We start from the raw sequence: 24,486 nt of genomic DNA on the forward strand, positions 1-24,486 counted from the left end.
ACATGGTGGAAAGGGAGACGCCAGCATGGCGTCTCTACAGGCAATCGAAAGCAATACATACCTTATTGCTCATGAAGACATAAGCTGTTTCCATCCAGATCTTTCAGCCATGCAAACTTACCCCAGGGAGTTTCATCAATCCTGCCGACTTCTATGCCTTTGCTTTCAAGTTCTTTGATTTTACTTTTTATATTATCCGTTTCAATAATGATTCCATGAAAACCTGAAAGAGCAATAGTAGTATCACTACCCGGAATTCCCATCTGTATCCATTCATTACCATGAGCATCCGGAGCTTCTACAATTATTTCAAAGCCAAGGTTCAGATAAAACGCTTTAGCTTTTTGCCTGTCTTTAACAGGAACCATAATAATTTCAACTGATTTCATTGTTCTTTTTTTATTCCTTCATAAAAATACGAAGGTTATTCGAGTATGGGAAGGGTAAATAACGTCAAATTCCGCCTCTGTAAGTGACGGATTTTACTTTTTGTTGGGTCCTCGTAGAGACGCCATGCTGGCGTCTCAGAAACTGTGATAAAGAGCAATATGTAAATCCATCCGATCATCATGCTAATTGAGATCTTTAGTTTATTTGAAATGATTCTGATGAAAGGATAACATTGCCATGGAGGAAAAGGCTAATAGAGTATACCTGGGTAATAATGCATAGTCATATTCATAAAGCCACATTATGAAAAAAATGAACTTTTAATTTACCTTTTTAAGCAGCTGATTGTAGTTGTAAAATTCCATTTAAACCGGAAATAAGATTTGATTGATATGAATAAAATTGGTCTGCTATTTATATTGGTGAATATTCTGAATATTCATTTATATGCACAAAACACAATAACTGTCAATTTATCCAATAAAATTCGACCTGTTACACACTGTGCATCTGGTTCTTTATATGGAGTCATTGAAACCTTGCCCTCCGATATTGCTAATCTGGTCGCTCCTCTGAAGCCACATGTTTTTGCCAATCCTGCACAAAGTGGATCGGGAAAACAACAGCCTGTCGGAGATGCTATAAAAGTTTCTGAACGACTGCAAAACACCTCAGCCAAGGTGCAGGTACGTCTGCCTGATGTTTTGCCTGGATGGCCATATAAGTGGCCAGGTACTCAATCCTATTTAGATATCTGCAAACAAGTAATTAATGCAAAGAAAGCTTCAGGTAGAACTAATTATGATGGTTACGAAATCTGGAATGAACCTCAGGGAACCTGGAACGCATCTAATGGAAACTTTAACACCACCTGCTGGAAACCTACTTTTGATCTGATCCGTTCGATGGATCCCGGTGCAAGAATAATAGGGCCGTCATTGGCATATTACAACAATAACTATATGCGTGATTTCCTGACTTTCTGCAAGGCTAATAATTGTATTCCGGATGTTGTCTGCTGGCATCAATGGGGAGCAGGTGGGTTTGTAAACGCGTACAACCAATACCGTGCGCTTGAAAAGGAATTGGGAATTTCTCCGAGGCCAATCAGCATTAATGAATATTCTTCAAAAACCAGTGATCCCAATGAAGGTTGTCCAGGGTATTCTGTACCATTTATCAGTAAATTCGAAAGACATGGTGTGGAAAGTGCCTGTATCTCCTGGTGGTTTACCAACCTGCCAGGCAGACTGGGAAGTTTACTAACTTCCAATAACCAGAAAGGCGGAGGATGGCATTTGTACAAATGGTACGGGGATATGACCGGAAACATGGTACAAGTAACTCCCCCTAACGATTTTAGCGAAGGCTTGGATGGTTTTGGTTGTATAGACGATGTCAGTAAATATGCCAGCATTTGCATTGGTGGGAATTTCACAGGAAATGCTTCTGTAAAAATAAACGGAATTCCTGCCTATTTCGGCAGCAGTGTCAAGGTGAGGCTGGAATATGTTTCATGGTCTGGTAAGGACAATCCGGTAGCTGGTACCTCATTGATTTCCAATTCTGTTTTTAATGTGAACAATGGATCTGTTACTGTGCCTGTAAATGTAACAAGTATTTATTATGCCTATCGCATTTATTTAGAGCCATCGGTGAATACACCTTCGGTTACAATTGCTGTTCCAGCAAAAGATACAGTGGTTGCCAATCCTTCAGATGTGTTGGTTCGTGCAAATGTTTCAGACCCATCAGCAATTAATGATCTGAAGTTTTTTGTCAATGGTGTGCAGTCTGGAAAAACGCTGACTGCTCCTCCTTTTACCACCACTTTGAATATCAGAACAGCAGGTGTTTATGCAGTTACAGCAGAAATCACTGATAAAAACAATAACAAAGTTGTTTCGTCTGGTAAAATCATAAGGACCGCAATTGCACAGGTTGGTTATAACTATCAGTCTCATACTATTCCCGGTACCATTCAATCTGAAGAGTTTGATCTGGGAGGAAACGGCTTTGCTTATCTGGACAATACACCGGGAAGCAGTGTCACTCCATTGGTAAATTACCGGACTGACGAGGATGTTGATATTGAAAATTGTACTGATGCTGGTGGAGGATACAATATAGGATATGCAACAGCGGGTGAATGGCTGGAATACAGTGTAAAAGTAGCTAAAACAGGAAAATACAATCTTGCTCTGAGGGTAGCTTGCAATGGCGATGGACGAACGGTTAATTTAACAATTGACGGGAACGCCTTAACCTCATCTATACCCATACCAAACACCTCGGGATGGCAAAACTGGACAACTATTTCTGTTAAAGAATTGCCAATGTCTGCAGGGGAACATATCCTGCGATTGACCATAGGAAATGTGGACTATGTCAATCTGAATTATATGGTTTTTGAAGAGGTGGTTCAGGTACAACCACCGGCGATCACATTAACTTCACCAGGCAACCGGACAACCATAAGTGTTGACGAGAAATTAACACTGTCTGCAGATGCAACCGATCCTGACGGAAATATCATCGGTGTATCTTTTTATCAAGACGGCAAATTGCTCACCACAGTAAATACAGCACCTTTTTCTTACCAGTGGACTCCAACGTTTCCGGGAGAATATTCATTTTATTCTGAAGCTTTTGATACCGATGGCTTAAGTACCAGAACAGATACAGTGAGTATTACAGTTCAAACAATTGTCACGGGTCTTAGTGGAGTGGAGATCATCTCATTTCAACCGCATCCGAATCCTTTGAATGAGGAAGGTTTTTCGCTGAAAGGAATGGGAAACTTTGCTTATCGCATTGTTGATTTTAAAGGTGCATTGGTAGAAAGCGGCGATGCTTCAGAGTCAATAAGCATTGGAAAAGGCCTGGCCCAAGGTATATATCTTCTGACGATAGAAAATGAAGGGAACCGGTTTGTCTGGAAGATCGTCAGGAAGTAGGCCTGTTCATTAAAAGACTTTTGTAGAATATAATAAATGTATTCTACACCGTGGCCTGTCGGATGCCACAGTGTAGAGACGCCATGCTGGCGTCTCAGAAACTGTGATAAAGAGCAATATGATAATTATATCCGGTCATAATGCTTATTGTAGGCTTTAAATCTTTTTAAGGATGATTTGATGAAAGGATAACATTGTTCATGATGTAGAGACGCCATGCTGGCGTCTCAGAAACTGTGATAAAGAGCAATATGATAATTATATCCGGTCATAATGCTTATTGTAGGCTTTAAATCTTTTTAAGGATGATTTGATGAAAGGATAACATTGTTCATGATGTAGAGACGCCATGCTGGCGTCTCAGAAACTGTGATAAAGAGCAATATGATAATTATATCCGGTCATAATGCTTATTGTAGGCTTTAAATCTTTTTAAGGATGATTCTGATGAAAGGGATAACATTGTTCATGATGTAGAGACGCCATGCTGGTGTCTCAGAAACTGTGATAAAGAGCAATATGATAATTATATCCGGTCATAATGCTTATTGTAGGCTTTAAATCTTTTTAAGGATGATTCTGATGAAAGGGATAACATTGTTCATGATGTAGAGACGCCATGCTGGTGTCTCAGAAACTGTGATAAAGAGCAATATGATAATTTCATCCGATCATAATGCTTATTGTAGGTTTTAATCCACTTTTCGGATGATTTTGATGAAAAGGATAACATTGTTCAAGGTGGATAGGGAGACGCCAACATGGCGTCTCTACGAAATTGAACAGGAAATTCCGATCCAATCATCAGTACCTTTTAGGTCCTAAAATGATATTTAACGAAGTGCGTCAGATGTATGAATCCAATTATCAAATCTCATTGACCTTTTGCTCATACTTTAAGCTTTAAGCTTTCAACTTTTAACTTTTCAGCTTTAATCCTCATCACCAGGATTTCTATTTTTAGCCTTTAGCTCTCTGTTTCTAATCCATCTCTCAAGCTTAAGGCTATCTCTGTTTTTAGTTTCTGTTCTTTTGGTTCTGTGCCGTACTTTTTCCTCATCAGGAATATCCTTTTCATCTGCCTCTTCTGTTCCGGCGGCAAGACGATCGGCATGATATCCTCTTCGTTGTCCCAGTGGCTCTGGTTCACCAACAGTGGTATCTTTAGCTGTCTGGTGTTCCATTTCAGAATTTATTTCTGCACCGAGCAGAACACAAATGCTTGTAATCTGAAACCACAGCATCAGGATAATGACAGCAGCTATAGCACCGTAAGTCGCATCATAATTTCCGAAGTTATTGATGTATAAACTAAACAGAAGAGAAGCACCTATCCATAAGGCAGCAGCTATACATGCACCCCAGCTAACCCACTTGAATTTAGGATTATTTCTGTCAGGTGCAATTTTATATATTACAGATAATGAAACAACGATGAATGCAAAAAGCAAAGGCCAACGTGCCAATGAAAGGATATCTGATACTGTAGAAGGCAATCCAAGTCTATCAATGATAGCTGGAAAACCGATTACCAATGCTGCTGCTACTAATCCTACCAATATTCCCCCCAGAGTAACGGCAAGGGTTATCCCATTTAACTTAAAGAAATTTCTTTCTTCATTTTCGTTGTAAGCTATATTAATACCATCAAAAAGCGCCTTGGTTCCGGCATTAGCAGACCACAGACTAAGCAGAATACTGAAAATCAATGCCAAACCAAGACCCTGTTGAGGGGCGCTGACTATCTTATGTAATTGTGGTCCAATGATATCCTGAGCTTGTGGCGGCATTACTGCACTTAACTGACTCAATTGTTGTTCTACCTGAGCAGCGTCAAATGCAAGTCCATAAATGGCAACCATAGCGCTCATCAAAGGGAAAAGCGCCAGAAAGAAATAAAACGCAACCCCTGCTGCTACTATGCTGATATGATCATTGGTAAATTCATCCTTTACCCTTAGAAATATATCTTTCCACCCTCTTGCGGGGATCTCCTTTGGTCGATCCGCCATCGTTCCTTTATTCCTGCTATCCATTTCCCATTTTCCCTGTTTCTAAATTGGTAACGGAAAGCTTAAAAAGATAGTTTAATAAAGCTCCAGAAGTGGTTCATAACGATGCTGTAATCAGTGCCAGGTCATTAATGATTTTTATGGATAGCGTAAGGAAATAAGGTTTCAAACCAAAGAAAGGCGGCTTAAAAATATCCAGAATCAGGAGAGTGCCACCTCCTGTAAATTTATGAGCGCCTCCCAGATGCCTGAACCACAATTTCAATTCTCATAGATCTTTGCTCACCTACTTTAAAGTTTAAACTTTAAGCTTTCAACTTTCAACTTTCAACTTAATTTAGCATCTATCAATGCCAGGTGCAGTTCCTGAAAGTCGACAGGCTTTCCAAAGTACCGGAAAAGCGTACCTTGCTCCATCGCCAGATCCAGTGCAGTGGTATCCGGATGAACGGTGAGTGCAATAATGAGCGGTGGCGAATCCTTAAAATGTGCTGCACTTACAAACTCAAATCCTGTGACCTCCGGTCGGGGCTGGTCGGCAATGATGATGTCGATCTTTTCGGTATGCAGGGCAAAGAGCGCATCAATACCTGTTCTATACAGGTGAATATTATATTCCTTAAATTCCCGGAAATAAGCACGGAAAGCATTCAGGTTGTGCTGCTCACTATCGACATAGAGCAGGCCGGTTGTGTGTTTCATTCTTAGCTGGTTTTAGACGTTTTAAAAATAGATTTCAGATGGTTCGACCGTTTAGTGCCGGCCGGACTGATATTTCCATATATGGCTGATTTTATTAGTTTTGTATAATAAGATCAAAAATAAGTGGTATTTTATTCATGGCAAGAATAAAATATTCATAACAAAAGAATATCTTATAATGTAAGTATCGGATTAATTTTTAAAGAGTTATGCTAACGTTAGGAACTAAAATAAAGAAAGTAAGAGAGCTAAAAGGTCTGAAACAGGAATACATGGCAGAGGTATTAGGCATCAGCCAGCCCAGCTACAGCAAAATCGAAACAGACGAGGTGACCGTAAGCCCGGAGAGGCTGGAGCAGATTGCGAAGGTGCTTCAAGTGAGTGTGCAGGATATATTGGCGTTTGATGAGAAGATTGTTTTTAATGTCATGCAAAAAAAGGATGGTATTTTTAATAATGGCACACTCAATCAAAACTTTCCTTCTGATATCAAAGCATTGTATGAGGATAAGATAAAGCTACTACAAGATATTATTGATATGCAGAAGAAGGAAATTGAGATGTATAAGAAGGAGATTGATAGGTTGGGAGGGGAGAAGTAGAAGTTTTTTAATATTCTAATGAGGAAGGTCGGACAAAACTAAAGATGTATAGTTGTATCCGGCCTTTTTATTTTTAGAGGGAAATTTTTAAGGTTGCTATTTTATTTAACCAGATGTTGGATTTGAAAGAATAGATACTATAGATCTAATAAATATATCTGACTTGTAACTCTTTGGAATATTCGTTCGTAGTAGTATTTGTTTTTTGGGGAATGCTTTTTAAGATTCTTTTTTAAGTTTTTTTGTTTTGGGTATTCTTTTGTGTTGATCAAAAACTTTTATAAGGAACACTGACGCTAACATATAGGCAGCGTAATTTGTGATAGAAGTCTGTGTTTAGAAATGTCAGGCATTTGTTTAATGATTGTTTCCGGACAGACATGATAGAGATTTTTGATGAAGAGGCTATGTCACTTGATAGTCTATTTGGTGATGATTAATTATTGTATAGTATGGACAACAAAGAATATATAAGGCAGATAAACGCCATATGGCGTTTATGCAAAGTTACCTGCAAGCCTAAGAGACAACTTCTATTCTAAGAATCAAAAACGTGAAATACTTTTCAAATTGAAACTCACAATCACAAATTAGACAATGCTCAAAAGAGAACTTAAAACACAAGCGTTTAACGAAATAATTTCCACACCAAACTTTTTAGGTAAATATGAGGAGTATGATGGTATTCTTACATTTTTAAGTAAGATTTGGAATTTAAAAGAAATGTCTTCTGAAGATGGACGCTTTAAAAATGCCTATGACGACACATATCAACATATTGTAAATAACAATGATTGGACTATAGAATATTTATTTCTAGAGAGATTCAGATTGATTGACGGTGATGAAAATCATTTTATTCTTTTCCTAGAAACAATCGTAAATCCGACTGTTAGAAAAAGCAAAGAAGAAATCTTACTTTATGTTTCAAAAATAAATGCAATCATTCAGGAGTCAGGATTTAGATTAATATTGACAACATATTTTGAAGAACTCCCTGTATTTAAATATAAGGCGAATGATGAATTCAATGATTTGCCAATTGAAATCTTAGCAAATAATATCCCAATTTACTTATCAACCCAAGAAGGACAAAGAATATACCCTTGTTTTGTATTAAGGTATGACAACTGGAATGACTATGGCTTAAGAACGCTTTTTGATTTAACATACTACTCCCAAGTTAATAGTTACACTACAATTGGACAGACAAAAATTATGAAACAAGGGACAAACCCAACTTGGGATTCCCTCTCTGAAACTTTTACTGGATTATCTAATGATTATTGTTCCTTAGGTCAGAATAAATCATATTATTTTAGATTAAAGCAGCTCTTGGGCAGTAATTACACAAGTTTCTTACTGGCATTAAGAGATGTTGCAACTTTTCCTAGAATTTATGAGCTTTTTGAAAATGATGATATTTTCAAAACGTCCCTATTAAGGGAAAATGATAAAGAGCGTTTGGCTAGAACCATAAGATTTGAAATTGAAGGGATACCTTCAAATGAATATTACAAATTTAATTACACTCATAAACCCCCGTATGCTGAAAACACAATTGCATTAAATTTTGACTTTGAATACAATACGGACTTTGAACACAGAATTTATGCTTTAATCGGCAAAAATGGAACTGGAAAAACAAGAATCCTATCTTCTTTGGCTAAAGAGTTATCAGAAAAGGAACCTCAAACTTTTACTCCTAGAAAACCTGTTTATGGAAAAGTCTTTACAGTCTCTTATAGTTTTTTTGACAGATTTGAAATACCAAATAGAGACGCATCATTCAATTATGTTTACTGTGGACTTAAGAAAAGTGATAATACATGGAAATCGGACGATGATTTATTAGCAGGTTTCTACCAATCAGTTGCCCTAATTAAAAGAAAGAATTTGGAAAACGATTGGTATAAAATTCTAAGCAATTTCATTATTGTCGACATTTTAGATATTGCATTTGAAAAAGTTGAAGATTTCATAAATCCTTATAATTACGTTTTTAAGGAAGATAAATTTAGCGAGATACGAAAACATCTTAGTTCTGGTCAAAGTATAATCTTGTTTATGGTAAGCGAAATACTTTCACAAATAAGATATGATTCACTAATTCTTTTCGATGAACCCGAAACGCATTTGCATCCAAATGCAATAAGTGCATTACTAAACACTTTGTTTGATTTGGTGAAAAGATTTCAATCCTTTTGTGTAATTGCTACTCATTCTCCAATAATAATTCAAGAAATACCAGCAAGAAATATTTTCGTAATTGAACGTGAAAATAATTTAGCCTATATCAGAAATTTAGAACGAGAATCGTTTGGCGAAAACTTAACTGTAATAACCCAAGAGATTTTTGGAAACAGAGAAGTCCCGAGGCATTTCATAAATCTAATTTCTGAATTGGTTTCGAAAGGTAAATCGTATGAAGAAATATTGACAATCCTTGAAACTGATAACCTACCAGTATCTTCAAATGTACGTTTATATATAAAAGCCCTAATGCCTGAATAATAAATGAAAAATTTAAAACCCTATAAAGAGGAATGCTTTGAAATACACAAGAAAGCAGTCAATAAAAAACATACAGGTGAATTAAAGTCAAGGCTTGAATTACTTAATCCTCTTGTTGAAAATGAATACAAGTCCTTCGATGAAAGATTTAGCCAAAAGGAATTACATAAATTAGTTTCTAATGCAACTCTATATGCGGCAAAAGAAGACCTGACAACCTTATACAGCTATCAAAGTAGCGTAATTAAATCAGTAAGGGAGAGCATTCGAAAATTACAAGTTAAAACCATCATAAGTACGTGTCAAAACTGTACAATAGATTCTGCAAATTCATTTGACCATGTATTACCTAAATCAAAATTCCCTGAATTCATAGTAAATCCTAAGAATCTATTTCCTTGCTGTACAACATGTAATTCTCACAAATTAAATGCTATAAGTGAAGACGGCAATGACGTTTTTTTAAATTTATATTTAGATGAACTGCCTATAATACAATATTTATTCGTTGATGTATTTTTAGATAAGTACAGTGAACTAAACTTCCGGTACTATTTAAGCAACACAGATAATAAAATCAATTCAGATTTCTTTAATGTAATTAATAACCATTATACCAAACTTCATTTATTTGAAAGAATGAGGTTGAAGTCAATTGAATATATAAGTGAACTTGAAACAAAAATTCTAACATTTAGACATAGGCTTTCGTTGGACACAATCATAAATGACATTACTAATGCTACAAATCATGACAAAGAGGCATATGGGCATAACTATTGGAGGTGTATACTTGAAATTGCTTTAATAAATTCACCTTTGTTTATTGACAAATATAAATAGGCAACGAAAGAAGGCCAGCAGGTAACAGCGGTTTGGCGTAATGGCGGGTGCAGTGCTTCGTATTACAGTTTTGTGGTAGGTTCAAGTGCAGTTATTCGATTGAACATTTGTGCTAAAAATCCGCCACTACGCCAAGCCGCAAAACGTTGGCAGTAATTAAAAACACCTTGAATAGAATAAAATGGATGCAATAACTGAATTAATACTCAGACAACTAGCGCAAACAATCGAGAACGCGAAGGACAAAATTAAGGATTACACCTCAAAGATTGCCAATGAAAAAGTCGCGAAAAAAAGGCAAATTCTAGAGCTTCGTAAGGAGATTGAGCAGCTTCGAGTTGAGATGAAAATAAGAGAAGGTAAAATCATTCAGTTAAACAACAATTAGAATTTATGCCAAACCCCAAACGAGATATTACATTTTCCATTGATACTCTGTTCGATATGCAATTCAACAATCACGTACATAAATTCTTTGTGTTGTTCGAAGAGCTAATTGATGATGGATTTGTATTGCAATTCGCGAGAAATGATGAAGTACTAACAATCATAAAAGATAAGGGACACTTGAAGAATTTTAAAAAATCCCTCAATCTGACATTAGACTAAAAAGCGCAAAATGAATGAATTAGCATTAGAATACTTTTTTTTTAATCTCCCTATTTATAAGCCTGTTCAAGTCACAGAAAATTGGGATGATTTCATTTTCTTACTAAACCTTGGACGTGGACATAATCAACAGGACATTGAAGGATATAATCCATTCAGAAAAACTGAATCTACCTTTGGCGGGTGGAGTAATATTAAAGAAAGTATCGAATACTTCACCAAATACGGTGGTACCGATAGAATTGGAATAAAGTGCAAGAGATATGGAGATGTTCTTGATTTTTTCATTCATTACAACGCTGACAAACATATTTTAATGAAAGTTGGACAGTTTCCTTCAGTTGCCGATTTTCATATTCAGGAATTAAAAAAGTATCAAAAGGTACTTAACAAGGAAAAGCTTAAGGAATTTAGTAAAGGAATTGGCTTAGCGGCAAATGGCGTTGGGATAGGTTCATTTGTTTACCTAAGAAGAATTTTTGAACACCTTATTTGGGATTCCTTTGATCAACATAAAAATGATATAAACAAAGACGAGAAGGAGTTTGTGACATTGCGAATGGAAGATAAAATTGAATCACTGCTCCCCGGCCTGTGGCACACAGGCCGGAATCTATCCATAACCAACTAACCAAAATATTCTCTATAATCTGTAATAAAGGAATACCTTTTCTCTCCTGCCAAATAAAAGCCAGCAGAAGACCATTGATATTCTTCGGGGCTCTTGGCTAAATTCCATTTTGCCCCTAATGGATTGTTATGAATATAATCTATCTTTTGTTCCACCTTTTTCTTACTGTCCATCAGAATCGCCATTGGATCTCTTTGCCATATCCTAAAATCTCTTTCTTTGCTCTTTTCAATGAAATGATCCAATACCTTGGGATGTTTTTTTTTCATATCTTTAACAAAATAATGGGCAGTTTCCTTATTAAAACTAGCATGTGGCTTTTCTTTTCCGTTCAGTTTATTAAGTTTCCAAATTATGTGAAGATGATTCGGCATAATAACAAAACAATAAATTGTAATTAATTGCTTCTCTACCTGCCTCTTCATCACATCAATGATGTATTCCTTATACTTATCCTGTTTAAGCAATAACTTCCAATCTTTGACGGTACTTGTCCAAAAGTAAACTTCCTGAAGACTCATCTGGGAGATGCGTCGCTCTTTGAATATTTTTTCCATAGTTGATTTAGCTGATTGAAAGTAAAGATAAAAATTATTGGTCGGTTTGAAAAAAGATTCTGTTGAGGGATATTGTTATTCATGGTGGATAGATTCCGGACTGTGTGCCACAGGCCGGGGAGCAGACAACCCAGCTGTTCCGCGTTTGCTTTTCTCGTAGACTGTCGCTCGATTGCATTGAGTGAAATCTGTGATAGATGGAAATGTTTAGAAAGTAAAGGTACAAATTGAATAAAGCACATTCGCATTTGTAATGCTCGAGTCAGCTGGGTATTCCTTTATAGCGGTTTACAGAGAATAGTATGGTTAAACTGGGATGGATAGATTCCGTCTGTGAAGACACTGTCTGGGGAGTAGAGTGGAGTTCCAATGATATGATGGATCAGCGTTTAGCTTATCCCTGTTATGTCAGTATAGTCAGATGTCCGGAAGATAATATCTATTCAAAGTGCAATCAACTATTCAGGAAAGAAAGGGTTGATTGATGTAGAGTTTACAGGGTAACAGTTCTGCAAGTTAATAAACTGGTTCTCATTTGTGGGTTGAAGTCAGTACACTTCAACCAGGGGGGATTTGCAAATTCACCTAATTTTTTGGACATCTCGCCTTTCTAAAATATGATGGAGCATATTGGGTAGTCTTTACTTTTAATGTAAAAAAATACCTGAAGGAAAAACCTAAAAAATTACCTTGATAAAAATAGAGCTGAGTTATATTGTCCTTTGTTAAAGTGTTTTTAGCAACCTGGTTAAAACCTAATCTGTAAATTAAACCTACTTCTATTCCATTAGCAATGTTTTTACCTTTAAGCTTACATCCTATCTCCGGGGACAAAAACAACCCCATTTTATTATTTGAATAAGTAGTATTTGCTTTAAATTTATCCTTGTAATCTTCACTTTCAAATTTTTTAGTGGGAAGTTGCAAGCCAAATGAAAGTTGAGAGTAAAATATATACTTATTACTTTTATTAAATAAATATTTAGTAGAAATGAAGAGATTAGGGTAATTGTGAAAGTGTGTTTTATATTCTTTTTCTTTTAGTGCAAAACTAAAATTTATTAAATTAGTTCCTATTCCGGCTTGATAGGAGAAACTGCCATCTCTCTTTTGCATATGTATTGCAGCGCTTAAACCAAATACGAATCCTCCCGATTTCCAATACCGATTATCAAAATGTGTCTTAAATAGTGCTATTCCTACTGGTGTTGTTTGAATGTTTAAAGAAACAATATCTTTTTTTTGCGCAAAAAGCTGCGAGGTTTCAAAAAAAAATAGTTTTACAAGGATAAAAATAAAAACCCAGTTGCTTTTCATATAAGCTGCAAAACGATCAATCAGTTGCGAAATTGCATCATGAATAAAACTTTACTAGTTGATCTGTGACTTTTCATTTGGCTATGGTTATTGGATATCACACAAGTAAAAACTTACTTACAAAAGAGAGCAAGTCTAGTGACTTGCGGTTATAAAGACAAACAACCCAGCTGTTCCGCGTTTGCTTTTCTCTTATACTGTCGCTCGATTGCATTGAGTGAAATCTGTGATAGATGGAAATGTTTAGAAAGTAAAGGTACAAATTGAATAAAGCACATTCGCATTTGTAATGCTCGAGTCAGCTGGGTATTCCTTTATAGCGGTTTACAGAGAATAGTATGGTTAAACTGGGATGGATAGATTCCGTCCTGTGAAGACACTGTCTGGGGAGTAGAGTTGAGTTCCAATGATATGATGGATCAGCGTTTAGCTTATCCCTGTTATGTCAGTATAGTCAGATGTCCGGAAGATAATATCTATTCAAAGTGCAATCAATTATTTAGGAAAGAAAGGGTTGATTGATGTAGATTTTAGAGGGTAACAGTCGGCAAGTTAATAAACTGGCCCTCATTTGTGGGTTGAAGCCAGATAGACTTCGACCAGAGCGGTTGATAAAATAGAGTTTATTGGAGTTGTGAAGCATAAACTGTTTGAAAATCAAGTGTAATGGTGTATATTGGATGTTGTTATTTAAATGCATCCGCTTTACTTTAATGCTGATTCTTAAATAAAACCCACAGATTGGTATGGCTTCAGAAAAAACTCATCAAGAAACCACTCATCAAAGAAATAATAGCCACTCTTCCAGGTCCACTTCAAATTTAATGGCATATGGAAAGCTTGCCACTGCTGGCTCTGATCACCTCCAGAATAACGGGTATAGCAATGCAGTAATGCAATCAATGTCTTATACCCATGGAAATATTCAGTTGAAAAAAGAAGATGAGGGAAATATACAATTAAAGCAGGAAGGCAGACCTTCTACAGAAAACAATACCGGTATGCCAGATGACCTGAAATCCGGCATTGAAAACCTTTCAGGAATGTCTATGGACGATGTGAAGGTTCATTATAACTCTGACAAGCCAGCTCAAATGAAAGCTAATGCCTATGCACAGGGTACTGATATTCATGTTGCTTCAGGTCAGGAGAAGCATCTGCCTCATGAAGCTTGGCATGTGGTGCAGCAGAAACAAGGAAGGGTGCAACCAACCATTCAGATGAAAGGTGACGTGAACGTGAATGAAGATCCTGGATTGGAGAAAGAGGCTGATGTGATGGGAGCGAAGGCATTGGAGAAAGCAAGTGGTGCTGATAAAGAACTTCATGATTCAAAAAATAAACAACTTGATATAGGTATTTCAAGAGATCACAATACCGCTCAGTTAACAAGGTGGAGATTTAATGGAGAAAATTGGGAGATTATAAAGAAAGACGAGTTTGAAAAATATGATGCTCCTGAAGTAATGGATCAAGACAAAAAAGGTGATGAATATGATCAAAATACAGGACGAAGAATCTCTGCTATTCATCAGGATCTATGGATGAAGTCCGGCGAACTTGAAAGCCTAAGAGGCGAAATGGAAGACCAGATAGATCTATGGCCCGAAATTGCCAAAGGTCTTATAGCCCACTGTGAAAAATATCCCGGAGATCTTCAGGATGGCCTTTTAGATTGTGGAAAATTAACCTTTCCATCAGATCTAAAATTTACCCCCGAACATTTTTCACCTGGCGAACCTGTAATTAAAGATGAGTTGCGTCAACGTTTAGGAGACTTTCTGATTAGCTTTACTAAAGCTAATGGACAAATGGCTTACTTAGAAACTAAAAAATGGTTTCTTGATGAAACCTATAAGGTCGTGCTAGAGGTAAATTTTTATCCTGATCGAGATTTTAATCCAAACGCAAAACGACTAGCTCCGCATAAGGACACAGACTCAAGGAATCTCTTCGTAAACCTGATATTTAACAACCCAACCAAAATGCCGGGAACAGAATGGACTATGGATCAATTTCAGCCAGATGAAACAAGACTTGACGAATTGCAAGAGAGACTTCCGCAGGAGGAAATTGAAAGTATTTTTGCAGCAAAAGCCAATATGGATGAATTACCAAATGAAACACCTGGTAAAAACATTTGGGAAGGAGGAGTTGTAGAGCCTAACAGCTATGTCTCCTGGATAGACGAGCTAATTTGGCATTCCACACCATCTGTGGAAAAAAGAGTTGAATTCGATAAAGCTCAGGTAAAATATTGGTTTATGAATGGCGCTTCTGATTTTAAACTTTCATTCTATGAGTCCATGCTAATTGTATCAGAAAACATCCATGGAAACATCGGTGTTGAAAATCTAAAGGAATTTGCCAAAAATCTTAAAGACCTCGATTCCTGTTTGACCAAAACCAAGGATTTACGAGAAACTCCAGAACTTCCCTTGTATCAAGAAATATTGAAAGAAATAAATTGTATCAATTGGGTTGGGCTCAAAAGATCAGGAAGAGTGGGTGGTGTTGAAATTGACCAGGGAAAAGGTATAGATACAATTAGCCGGACAGTACCAACAAAAATAGGTAATAGACCTCGATCAAACAGCAAACCGGAAGTAAAAGTAGAGAACCAAAAGGCATTGGAATTAATGAAAGACCACCAAAAATCATTACAATTAGCAAAGAAAGAAGAAGGTACATCAACTTCTAATGGCTCCCAAGAGGATGAACTTCCCAAAAGATCATTTATACGTACATGGGTAACTTTGGTAAAAGTTAAAGATGTATAAAAAAATCAGCCTTATCTGGGATAAGTCTGGTTAACCGTTTATCTGGCTTAAGTTTTTAACTTAAACCCACAAATGAAAGCAAGCTTTATTGACTTACGGGTTCAGGTGACACCGAACAAACAACGATAGATTTAAATAATTTGGAAAACTGTAACTTGCAAAGAAAAAAACATAAGGATAATGGACATAAAGTTTGAAGCTGGAATTAACATAGCAATAAAAATTCCGAAAAGTAAGTACGACAAAACAGTGGCTTTTTACAAAAACATTTTGAAGTTACAAGTTGAAGAAAAACCTATTGACAATCCTACCGTTTCCAGAACTCACGAAGTTAAATTCGGCAACAATATAATTTGGTTAGACTGTGTAGACAACTATACACATTCAGAAACTTGGTTACAGCTTACAGTTCCAAACGTTGAAGAAGCATCTGACTATTTAAAATTGAATGGAGTGGAGACGTGTGACGAAATTGAAGAACTTCCTGAAAATATGCATTGGATTCAAGATCCGGCAGGAACTGTTTTTAATTTACAAACACGCGACAGCTAGGTTTTCAAAACTTAAACCAATAAATGAGAGTAAGTTTTTACTTTGAGGTTTGTATTGCAGTAAAAGAAAAAAATAATTACATATTTTATAAAATAGACCCTGATAAAAAGCGGGGCTATTTTTGTTTTTGTATAGAGGGTGATAAAATAGAGTTTTCTGAGTGTTTCCCACAAGTTAAAAACTTACTTACATTTGTGGGCAGAAGTCAAAGACTTCAGCCAGAGAGGATTTATAGTATGAAAAAAAATAGAGCAGAGAGAATAAAGAATGTTGAAAAGTATGTCTTAAAGGCATGGTTTACTGCAGCGATTATGGGAATCATTCTTATAATCTTTGCATTAGATTTTCCTAATGTATCCGATAACCTTTTTACAAATCTATTGGTGGTTTCAGGAGTAGCTGCTTTAGTATCGTTACCCCTTGTAGCTCTTTTTTGGCTATTAATAAATTACATGATCAGCGTCGGCTTGAAAACGATATATATTAAATTAGTTTTGATATTAATTGGTTTAATATGGAATTATATAATTACCGTTTTGGGTTCTTCCCGGAGCTACACCTTTTTACTTAATTACAATTTCGTTTCGGTTTCTTTTTATTGCTATTCTCTAGCAATGTGTATTACAATTCTTTTATATAAGTTAAAAGTATCAGAAGCGAACAGGAGCATTTAAAACACTACTTCTTGGTCCGTGACTTATCATCCATATTCTGTCCTCTAACAGGTCATAATAATGCGGAGCATTACTTTGGGCTAAAGGCAGAAAGTTGTATGAGTTCGTTAGTTGTATGATTTTCCTGATCTTTTTCAAGTTTATCCGTTGCTTACCTTGACCTGTGATTTATCATCCATGTTCTGTCCCCAGTTATACCGAAGTGTAAGTGCTTTTGTCTAAAGTTCAATCTTGAATTACCATTAGAATGGATCTGCTTCCATAATCATTCAAGCAATTTTAAAAAAAAGTAAATGTAATTTTCCCATAGCTAAGCGAATGAAAACGATTTTATTTATTCCCATGTTCTAAAAAAAAGAAAGGAAACTATTTATGTTTAGAGAAAGTCGGGAATCAAGAAATATTCCATCATCAGGCGATTATGAAGGAAGAGGACCGGTAGTAATAAATCGGATATCATGGGGAGCTATCATTGCGGGTGTAGTAGTGGCTTTGGTGTTTCAAATGGTTTTTAGTTTATTAGGTCTGGGTATAGGAATAGGAGCCATAAATCCTACGGAGGCAAATCCTATGGAAGGGCTAGGTGCTGGTGCGGTAATATGGTGGGTTGCAAGTATGCTTATTTCTTTATTTTTGGGTGGCTATGTAGCGGGAAGACTCGCTGGTATGCCTAGGAATGAAGAAGGAATTGCACATGGTGTACTCACCTGGTCTGTATTTACTTTATTTAGTTTCTTCCTATTGACAACAACTATTGGAGGTGCGTTTAATGTTATAGGAAATACGTTAAGTAAATCTTTATCCATTGCCGGTCAGCAAAATATAAATCCAACGGAAGTTAAAGAAAAAATATCACAGGAATTAGACCAGAGAGGTATTACTAAAGAAGGAATTCAGGAGCAAGTTCAGAACCCTGAGAATAGACAAAAAGCGGAAGAAATATCTACGGTTGCATCTAAGGCAGGAATCTTTGGCGCGATCGGACTAATTTTAGGCGGTATTTCAGCTGCTTTGGGAGGTTTGTCTGGAAGACCAAAACATTTGCTGGAAGATGTTAAAGTTCCGGTTAAAGAACGTGTTTATGTAACAAATAAATAAAGAGTACTATAAAAATGAAATGTGGGACGAAAGAAGCTTTCGTAAGTTTATTTTGTTCAAGGTTATGCTCCTTGGTCTGTGGCTTCTCATTCATGTTTTGTCTCCCCGACAGAACCATAAAAATGCGAAGCATTACTTTGGACTAATGGCAGAAAGATGTATGAGTCCGATGGTTTTATGATTTCCCTGATCTTTCTCAAGTTTATCCATTGCGTTAGATCATATATAGAAACAAAAAATCAAGTACTCATTATACAAAAATAGCCCCGGTAAAACGGGGCTATTTTTATTTTTGGATGGAGGTTGTAATGTTGAGAATATAAAGTTTATAGAATAAAAAATCCAATAAAAACCATGCTAACATTTGTGGACAGAAGGCAAAGAGTCAGACAGAGCGTGAAGGTTTAAACCAGAGTGGGTAATAGTCTCCAATGTAAAAAAACTTTCGTATTTAGAAGTCAAAGTTTTCATACAGAGGAGATAAGTGTTTTATGCGAAGTCAAAACATAGTATTGTATTGGAGTCGTAGAAGAAGATAAATGAAATTTTAAGTTTTACTCCAACCATATTTATTTAGTTTTGCATTATGTTTAATCAAATCTTTTTTTATGAAAAAATTTTTACTCTTTTCTTAATAATATTATCCGTTTACACTTCACAAGCTCAGCCGGAACTTAATTCATTTGTAGTTCCTGAGCACGGACAATGATAAAAACATATAGTAAAGAAATTAAAGGCGTATCACCTGGAAATGCCGGTGCCAATCAAGTCTGGGATTTTTCTGATATAATTTTTGAAGGTGAACCTAGTGTCATAAAAGTTATATATCCATCAAGCACAGCTTTTAGTTCTTACTTTCCGACAGGTACTCTTGCAGAAACTAGTGACGATCAGAGCTATGTAATCTCCCACATAACATCCACCGAGAGAATTCGGCTTGGTTCATTCAGCAATCATTCTATGAATACTACTACAGTTGTTTATTCTAACCCAATGACCATTGTAAAATTACCTTTGAAATACAATGAGTCATTTTCAGATGATTTTAACGGAACCTATGTTGAAAGCGACATAATAAAATCGGGAAGCATTACAACTACATACGATGGATATGGAACATTAAAAACTCAATTTGGTACTTATGACAATATCATTCGTTTAAAATATACTACAATAGAAAAAGAAACATCCCAGGTTTAACCTTAATAACGACTTTCGTTAGTTATGCTTATTATGTACCAGGCTACATTGATGTCCTTTTTGGTATCAACGAAATGACATTGACTATGGAGAGTGAAGGGATGGAGACACAGGTGATAACTTCAACTGTAGCAAACCTAAATGAGCCTTCATTCCTTACAACCAACAAAAAAGATTATCTGCAAGAACTGAAACTATCTGTAAATCCTAACCCTGCTTCGGATTTCATATCACTTGATTTTAAAGATCTTTCTTCTGATGAAAATAAATTAAGAATTACAGCCCAGGATAGAGCTGCTGTATTAGAGACTAACCTTTGTGCTTCAATAGGTGAAAGCCACAGTATTGATGTCTCCAGGCTAAAAAATGGATGTATTTCCTGGAGGTTACTTCATCAAGAGGAAAAACTGTTAAAAAAATCGTGAAGCAATAACATTATACTCCTTGGCCTTTGACTTATCATTCATCCATGTTTGGTCCCCGGACAAAACAATAAAAATGCGGAGCATTATATTAAGCTAAAGGCATAATTCGCAGAGTTCAATGATGAGATGTTTTCCTGACCTTTTCTCAAGATTACGCATTCTATCCCCCATATCGGTCAATATAGCAAGTTTCGGGTTTTCTACCACATCACATAATTCAATCTTTGCAACAGATTTTAAAATTTTAAAAAAACAATGCAAAGATTTAAAGGTAAGTACGCACTCATTACAGGCGGAACAAGCGGAATGGGATTTGCCACAGCCCAACAATTCATTAACGAAAACGGCAAAGTAATCATTACAGGACGAAGTACTGAAACCGTAAACAAAGCCATAGAGCAATTAGGGAAAAATGTATTTGGTATTGTGTCTAATGCAAGTAGTATGAAAGATATAATGCTTTTGCAGAAACAAGTAAAGCAATACACAGACAATATTGACTTGCTCTTTGTTAATGCAGGTTATGGAAAGTTTGCACCGGTTGAGTTTGCCGATGAATCTCATTTTGACGAGTTGTTTAATACCTTGGTAAAAGGAACATTTTTTACAGTGCAGCAAATCGTACCATTGATGAAAAAAGGTAGTGCAATCGTGCTCAATACATCCATTGTAACAGGAATGGGTATGCAAAATTTCTCTGTTTATTCATCAGCAAAATCAGCAGTTCAATCTTTCATTAAAACGTTTGCTTCGGAGCTTACAGCAAAAGGTATTCGTGTAAATGGCATTAGTCCAGGACATATCAAAACCAACATTTTCAATAATACAGGTTTGAACGCTGAACAAATTGAAGGAGCAATACAAAGCATTATTCCTGCAATACCTTTCAAAAGATTGGGTGAACCTTCCGAAATTGCCAATGCAGTTTTATTTCTTGCTTCGCAAGATGCCTCCTACATTCACGGCACAGAATTAATGGTGGACGCTGGGATTTCAGTGATAAGATGAAGAAACGGAAGATAAGTAAATAGATTGAGATTTAGTAATTTAAAAATTCTATGGAATTTTTTTAATAGGGGCATTAAATAAGATTGTGGCATTTTAAATTATTGAGAAGGTAGACTATCTTCTCAATAATCCTTTTGAGGTAAAATGGAATTTAGTTTAAGGGGCCATGAGATTAGGGTCTTGTGCATCATTTGTATTTCTCCTCATTGGCCTGTGACTTATCATCCATGTTCTGTCCCCTGATCACCCATGAAAATACGGAGCATTACTTTGCTCTAAAGACAAAAAGTGTCTTTGCTCTCCAGGATGAGTCTCTCTTTGGGATAGAATTTCTTTAACAAGGTAGCAATAACTAAATCTATGGCGGCACTTATAATGACTGAGAATGCAGATTATCTATACAATAACCAGTTAGGGATAAAATGGAGTTTAGTTAAGCAATTAGAAGATTATCAGTGGTCTTCTTCATCACTTTATTTGACAGTAGAAAGCAGGTATTCTTTTATGACAGAGAATATTATGGCTAGTTATGATGGAAGATTCGTCCTGTTAGTCCTGGACGAGGGGAGGAGAAAGTAGGAATATCGTTTAGAATTGACTAATTTGGTTCATATAAAATAAAAATATACGCACCTGTTGCGTATGTAATAATTAGCGGTTAATGTAAGTCTGATACAGACCATTAAAATGGAAAGACAAATAACAGATATGACACAGAAACAAATAGCTGAGGCATTTTCAAATGGAAATTTTGAACTGATCTATCCATATTTGGCAGATAATGTGCAATGGACAATTGTAGGTGAAGATTATTTTGAGGGAAAGAAAGCGGTAACGGACAACTGCAAACAAGTTGCCAGCTACTTTAAATCGGTAACTACAAATTTTAATACAGTAAATACTATAGCAGACAACAATCGAGTTGCGGTTAGCGGAACTGCAGAATTTATTCGTGATGGCAAAAGGGTGAGTTTTGTTTCTGCTTGTGATGTCTATGAATTTAACGACAACAATAAATTGCAGACGATAACTTCATACTGCATTCAGGACAAAACACTGGAAAGCTAACTGTTATATCGCAATCTACAGGCAATTAGTTTTCTGTCTATATATCATTCCAAAAGTTTTCTCTTTTCTGCATCAAACTCCTGCTGGGTAATAGCACCTGAGTCTAGTAATGTTTTCAATTTTGCTATGAGTTCATACTTTTCGGAAAGAGATAATTGTTGGGAGGTTTGAGGAACAGGGTTGGGCGATGAAAGATTTATACTCTTTGTTGTTTGGCCTGCTGGAATACCCGCAGCGCATTCCAGTGTGCTGTAAGCATCAACAGCAAGAAAATAGTCAAACGTAGTTAGATGATGCCGTTTGAAGCTGTTTTTCATCACCACAATAAGCCTGTACTTACGTCCTTTAGCAATTGATTTTCTACCAGTTGTTACGATTACTTTTTTAATATCGGGAAATATAATTTCCTTCCTGGTGTTGTATCTCAACGAGGAGTCTGTCAGCACAATATCTTCCTCTTTCGATCCTGTTTCAAGTGCAATTTTTCTAAGCGACTCATTAGATGTTGAAAGATTTTCACAAGGTGTTTTTCCATAGCGCTGATAATTTGCAGCACAACTGCTGAACATGATAGATGAAATGCAAAAAAAAGATAATAGATAAAGCGGTTTCAGGGAACAGGGCATAATGTTTGGGTTAAGCCATTTTATATATGTTTACTTGTTTTGTTTAAGATAAGTTGTCTATTATTACTATGCTGAGAATATTTACCGGGTATACTTTCGTTAGAAAAATAGGTCAGCTCTGCTCCCTAGCCTTTGTCTTGCAGGCCAAAACCTTTTTAATAATGCGGCACTAAAGAAGACCGTGGCACTTTTAATGATTGAGAAGATAGAATCTTCACAATGGGAAAGCAGATATTCTTTTATAACAGATAACAGAGATTAAGACAAATTGTATTGGAAGATTCCGATCTGTGTGGCAGGCCCAGGGTAGGAGATAGTATGAATATCGCTTAGAATTGACTAATTTGGTACAATGTAAATGAAAAAAATGCGAAGGACAAATTACAACAATACATCAATAATGAACTTAAAACAAAAGCTGATTTCCATCTTAAATAAACTACCTTATATAAGGGGGATTTATCAAGATAACGTGATCTTTAAAAGAAATTCGTGCTTTCCACCAGGTCATTTTTATTCTACCATTGTATCTGTAGATGACGTAAAGAATAGGCAGAATAAGATTTGGAGTAACGAAGACATAGACGGAATTAATGGAGTAGATCTTAATGTTGACGAGCAAATTAAGCTTGTAAAGCAATTTGAAAAGTATTATGGCGAAATTCCGTTCACTGAAAATAAAAATAATAATAACAGGTATTATTTTGAAAATGAATATTATTCATATACAGATGCAATTTTTTTATATTCAATGATTAGACATTTTACTCCTAAACAAATCATTGAAATTGGTTCTGGCTTTTCATCATCTATTATGTTGGACACCAATGAACAATTTTTTAATAATTCAATCAATCTCACATTCATTGAACCGTATACCGACAGATTGAAAAGTCTTTTAAAAGGTAATGATAATAAAACAACAACTGTTATTGAAAAAAATGTTCAAGAAGTTAATATAGAAACTTTTGAAAAGTTAAACCATGGAGATTTTCTATTTATTGATAGCACTCATGTGGTCAAAACCGGTAGTGATGTTAATTATATTTTTTTTGAAATATTACCTAAATTGAAAAGCGGAGTTTTAATTCATTTCCATGACATATTTTATCCATTTGAATATCCTAAAGATTGGGTTTTTATGGGAAAAAATTGGAATGAAGATTATTTTTTAAGAGCATTTTTAATGTATAATAACGAATTTGAAATAAGGCTATTTTCTCATTATCTACACAAACACCGCAAAGAGGTTTTCAATAATATGCCTTTATGCTATAAGAATACTGGTGGTAATTTATGGTTGATGAAAAAATAACTGTTTGTAATTGAGTAGAGGGCTTCGTCAATAAATTCTGACAGAGTGGCCTCAAACATCCTATACTGTTCCCCGACTTTGTCTTCACAGAGATGGAATCTTTCCAAAAGGTCTGGTCTAAAAAAGACAGTAGGAGAATTAGTATAATGGCTGGAAGATTTTATCGGTTTTTTAGATATATCAACAAGGCGTACCATTATAACAATTTTTATGAACGATATAATTAGCAATTTTAAAGTGACAGACAGACAATCTTTCATTAAGTTTCTTGATTTGTTACATAAAGATTTTTTGATTAATCCTGAAAGTTGGGAAAGCAAAACTTTGTCTGATTTCCTGGAAGCGTTGAGTGCGTATGCAGCAGATATCCAAAGTTATTACGATAACATGAATCAAAACGTCAATGCAGACAGGCTAGACTGGGGAATATTCTCAGACATTTTTAAAGGAGCAAAAATTTACGAATAGAAGAGATTATTTCTTTTCGTCCTTTGGCTTCATCATAGTGTCAACTTAACATTGTGTAAAAATCATTCATTGCTTTTGTCAACCTGAGCTCTGAGGAGGGTCTAAGAGATTCAAATAATTTCCTATTTAAACCACCAT

The 24,486-nt window shown here is 35.8% G+C and carries 26 protein-coding genes; 19 read left to right on the top strand and 7 right to left on the bottom strand.

Annotation, left to right across the window (positions count from 1 at the left end; genetic code table 11):
- Nucleotides 1-62: 62 nt before the first annotated feature.
- Nucleotides 63-389 carry a VOC family protein gene (locus tag MYP_RS03965; protein ID WP_045458710.1) on the bottom strand — a complete coding sequence of 109 codons (327 nt, stop codon included), beginning with the start codon at nt 387-389 and terminating at the stop codon, nt 63-65.
- A 393-nt stretch (nt 390-782) separates the two neighbouring features.
- Here MYP_RS03965 and MYP_RS26345 point away from each other — a divergent pair, with 393 nt between their 5' ends.
- On the top strand, nt 783-3,347 hold the full coding sequence (locus MYP_RS26345; protein ID WP_197060000.1) for a carbohydrate-binding protein: 2,565 nt from the start codon (nt 783-785) through the stop codon (nt 3,345-3,347).
- A gap of 932 nt (nt 3,348-4,279) precedes the next feature.
- Here MYP_RS26345 and MYP_RS03975 read toward each other — a convergent pair.
- From MYP_RS03975 to MYP_RS03980, 3 genes are all read right to left on the bottom strand, one after another.
- A complete protein-coding gene (locus MYP_RS03975; protein WP_081990385.1) occupies nt 4,280-5,383 on the bottom strand; it encodes a YihY/virulence factor BrkB family protein in 1,104 nt (367 codons plus the stop codon).
- Nucleotides 5,384-5,456: 73 nt separating this feature from the next.
- On the bottom strand, nt 5,457-5,618 hold the full coding sequence (locus MYP_RS25990) for a hypothetical protein (protein ID WP_156140295.1): 162 nt from the start codon (nt 5,616-5,618) through the stop codon (nt 5,457-5,459).
- A gap of 68 nt (nt 5,619-5,686) precedes the next feature.
- On the bottom strand, nt 5,687-6,061 hold the full coding sequence (locus MYP_RS03980; protein WP_045458715.1) for a response regulator: 375 nt from the start codon (nt 6,059-6,061) through the stop codon (nt 5,687-5,689).
- A 209-nt stretch (nt 6,062-6,270) separates the two neighbouring features.
- Here MYP_RS03980 and MYP_RS03985 point away from each other — a divergent pair, with 209 nt between their 5' ends.
- The 6 genes from MYP_RS03985 (at nt 6,271) to MYP_RS24720 (ending at nt 11,260) form a co-directional block, all read left to right on the top strand.
- Nucleotides 6,271-6,663: a helix-turn-helix domain-containing protein gene (locus tag MYP_RS03985; protein ID WP_045458719.1), complete on the top strand. Its 393-nt coding sequence runs from the start codon at nt 6,271-6,273 to the stop codon at nt 6,661-6,663.
- 597 nt (nt 6,664-7,260) lie between these two features.
- The gene (locus MYP_RS03990; protein WP_052429926.1) at nt 7,261-9,177 is read left to right on the top strand and encodes an AAA family ATPase; all 1,917 of its coding nucleotides are present in this window, start codon (nt 7,261-7,263) and stop codon (nt 9,175-9,177) included.
- 3 nt (nt 9,178-9,180) lie between these two features.
- Complete coding sequence (locus MYP_RS03995) at nt 9,181-10,020, top strand: HNH endonuclease (RefSeq protein WP_045458723.1); 840 nt, start codon at nt 9,181-9,183, stop codon at nt 10,018-10,020.
- A gap of 181 nt (nt 10,021-10,201) precedes the next feature.
- Nucleotides 10,202-10,408, top strand: coding sequence for a hypothetical protein (locus tag MYP_RS04000; protein ID WP_045458726.1), 207 nt, complete (start codon nt 10,202-10,204; stop codon nt 10,406-10,408).
- Between the two features lie 5 nt (nt 10,409-10,413).
- The gene (locus MYP_RS04005; protein ID WP_045458729.1) at nt 10,414-10,629 is read left to right on the top strand and encodes a hypothetical protein; all 216 of its coding nucleotides are present in this window, start codon (nt 10,414-10,416) and stop codon (nt 10,627-10,629) included.
- Nucleotides 10,630-10,639: 10 nt separating this feature from the next.
- Nucleotides 10,640-11,260, top strand: coding sequence for a hypothetical protein (locus MYP_RS24720; RefSeq protein WP_052429927.1), 621 nt, complete (start codon nt 10,640-10,642; stop codon nt 11,258-11,260).
- Here MYP_RS24720 and MYP_RS04015 read toward each other — a convergent pair.
- Complete coding sequence (locus MYP_RS04015; RefSeq protein ID WP_231569996.1) at nt 11,257-11,817, bottom strand: transposase; 561 nt, start codon at nt 11,815-11,817, stop codon at nt 11,257-11,259. The two genes, MYP_RS24720 and MYP_RS04015, sit on opposite strands and share 4 nt — an antisense overlap.
- A 302-nt stretch (nt 11,818-12,119) precedes the next feature.
- Here MYP_RS04015 and MYP_RS04020 point away from each other — a divergent pair, with 302 nt between their 5' ends.
- The gene (locus MYP_RS04020) at nt 12,120-12,302 is read left to right on the top strand and encodes a hypothetical protein (RefSeq protein ID WP_045458733.1); all 183 of its coding nucleotides are present in this window, start codon (nt 12,120-12,122) and stop codon (nt 12,300-12,302) included.
- Between the two features lie 100 nt (nt 12,303-12,402).
- Here MYP_RS04020 and MYP_RS04025 read toward each other — a convergent pair whose 3' ends face one another.
- On the bottom strand, nt 12,403-13,134 hold the full coding sequence (locus MYP_RS04025; RefSeq protein WP_045458736.1) for a hypothetical protein: 732 nt from the start codon (nt 13,132-13,134) through the stop codon (nt 12,403-12,405).
- Between the two features lie 746 nt (nt 13,135-13,880).
- Between MYP_RS04025 and MYP_RS25635 the strand changes: the two genes are divergently transcribed.
- From MYP_RS25635 to MYP_RS04070, 9 genes are all read left to right on the top strand, one after another.
- Nucleotides 13,881-15,914: an eCIS core domain-containing protein gene (locus tag MYP_RS25635; protein ID WP_197060001.1), complete on the top strand. Its 2,034-nt coding sequence runs from the start codon at nt 13,881-13,883 to the stop codon at nt 15,912-15,914.
- A gap of 180 nt (nt 15,915-16,094) precedes the next feature.
- On the top strand, nt 16,095-16,466 hold the full coding sequence (locus MYP_RS04035; protein ID WP_045458739.1) for a glyoxalase/bleomycin resistance/dioxygenase family protein: 372 nt from the start codon (nt 16,095-16,097) through the stop codon (nt 16,464-16,466).
- A 23-nt stretch (nt 16,467-16,489) separates the two neighbouring features.
- Entirely contained in the window at nt 16,490-17,140 is a 651-nt protein-coding gene (locus tag MYP_RS04040; RefSeq protein WP_045458743.1) for a hypothetical protein, read from the top strand.
- A gap of 372 nt (nt 17,141-17,512) precedes the next feature.
- Nucleotides 17,513-18,238, top strand: coding sequence for a hypothetical protein (locus tag MYP_RS24725; RefSeq protein WP_052429928.1), 726 nt, complete (start codon nt 17,513-17,515; stop codon nt 18,236-18,238).
- 705 nt (nt 18,239-18,943) lie between these two features.
- A complete protein-coding gene (locus tag MYP_RS04050; protein WP_045458747.1) occupies nt 18,944-19,438 on the top strand; it encodes a hypothetical protein in 495 nt (164 codons plus the stop codon).
- Between the two features lie 74 nt (nt 19,439-19,512).
- Nucleotides 19,513-19,863 (top strand): hypothetical protein, encoded by a 351-nt coding sequence (locus tag MYP_RS04055; RefSeq protein WP_156140297.1) that lies wholly within the window; start codon nt 19,513-19,515, stop codon nt 19,861-19,863.
- Nucleotides 19,864-20,118: 255 nt separating this feature from the next.
- Entirely contained in the window at nt 20,119-20,871 is a 753-nt protein-coding gene (locus MYP_RS04060) for an SDR family oxidoreductase (protein ID WP_045458754.1), read from the top strand.
- 360 nt (nt 20,872-21,231) lie between these two features.
- Nucleotides 21,232-21,450 (top strand): hypothetical protein, encoded by a 219-nt coding sequence (locus tag MYP_RS04065; RefSeq protein WP_045458757.1) that lies wholly within the window; start codon nt 21,232-21,234, stop codon nt 21,448-21,450.
- Nucleotides 21,451-21,579: 129 nt separating this feature from the next.
- Nucleotides 21,580-21,939 (top strand): nuclear transport factor 2 family protein, encoded by a 360-nt coding sequence (locus MYP_RS04070; RefSeq protein WP_197060002.1) that lies wholly within the window; start codon nt 21,580-21,582, stop codon nt 21,937-21,939.
- A 44-nt stretch (nt 21,940-21,983) separates the two neighbouring features.
- On the opposite strand, the gene MYP_RS04075 is transcribed toward MYP_RS04070, so the two are convergent.
- Complete coding sequence (locus MYP_RS04075) at nt 21,984-22,508, bottom strand: SHOCT domain-containing protein (RefSeq protein WP_045458765.1); 525 nt, start codon at nt 22,506-22,508, stop codon at nt 21,984-21,986.
- Between the two features lie 457 nt (nt 22,509-22,965).
- On the opposite strand from MYP_RS04075, the gene MYP_RS04080 reads away from it, so the two are divergent.
- Together MYP_RS04080 and MYP_RS04085 are read left to right on the top strand one after the other, a co-directional pair.
- Complete coding sequence (locus MYP_RS04080; RefSeq protein WP_045459216.1) at nt 22,966-23,880, top strand: class I SAM-dependent methyltransferase; 915 nt, start codon at nt 22,966-22,968, stop codon at nt 23,878-23,880.
- A 210-nt stretch (nt 23,881-24,090) separates the two neighbouring features.
- The gene (locus MYP_RS04085) at nt 24,091-24,348 is read left to right on the top strand and encodes a DUF7660 family protein (RefSeq protein WP_045458769.1); all 258 of its coding nucleotides are present in this window, start codon (nt 24,091-24,093) and stop codon (nt 24,346-24,348) included.
- Nucleotides 24,349-24,486 lie beyond the last annotated feature (138 nt).

Source organism: Sporocytophaga myxococcoides (assembly GCF_000775915.1).
Classification (GTDB): Bacteria; Bacteroidota; Bacteroidia; order Cytophagales; family Cytophagaceae; genus Sporocytophaga; species Sporocytophaga myxococcoides_A.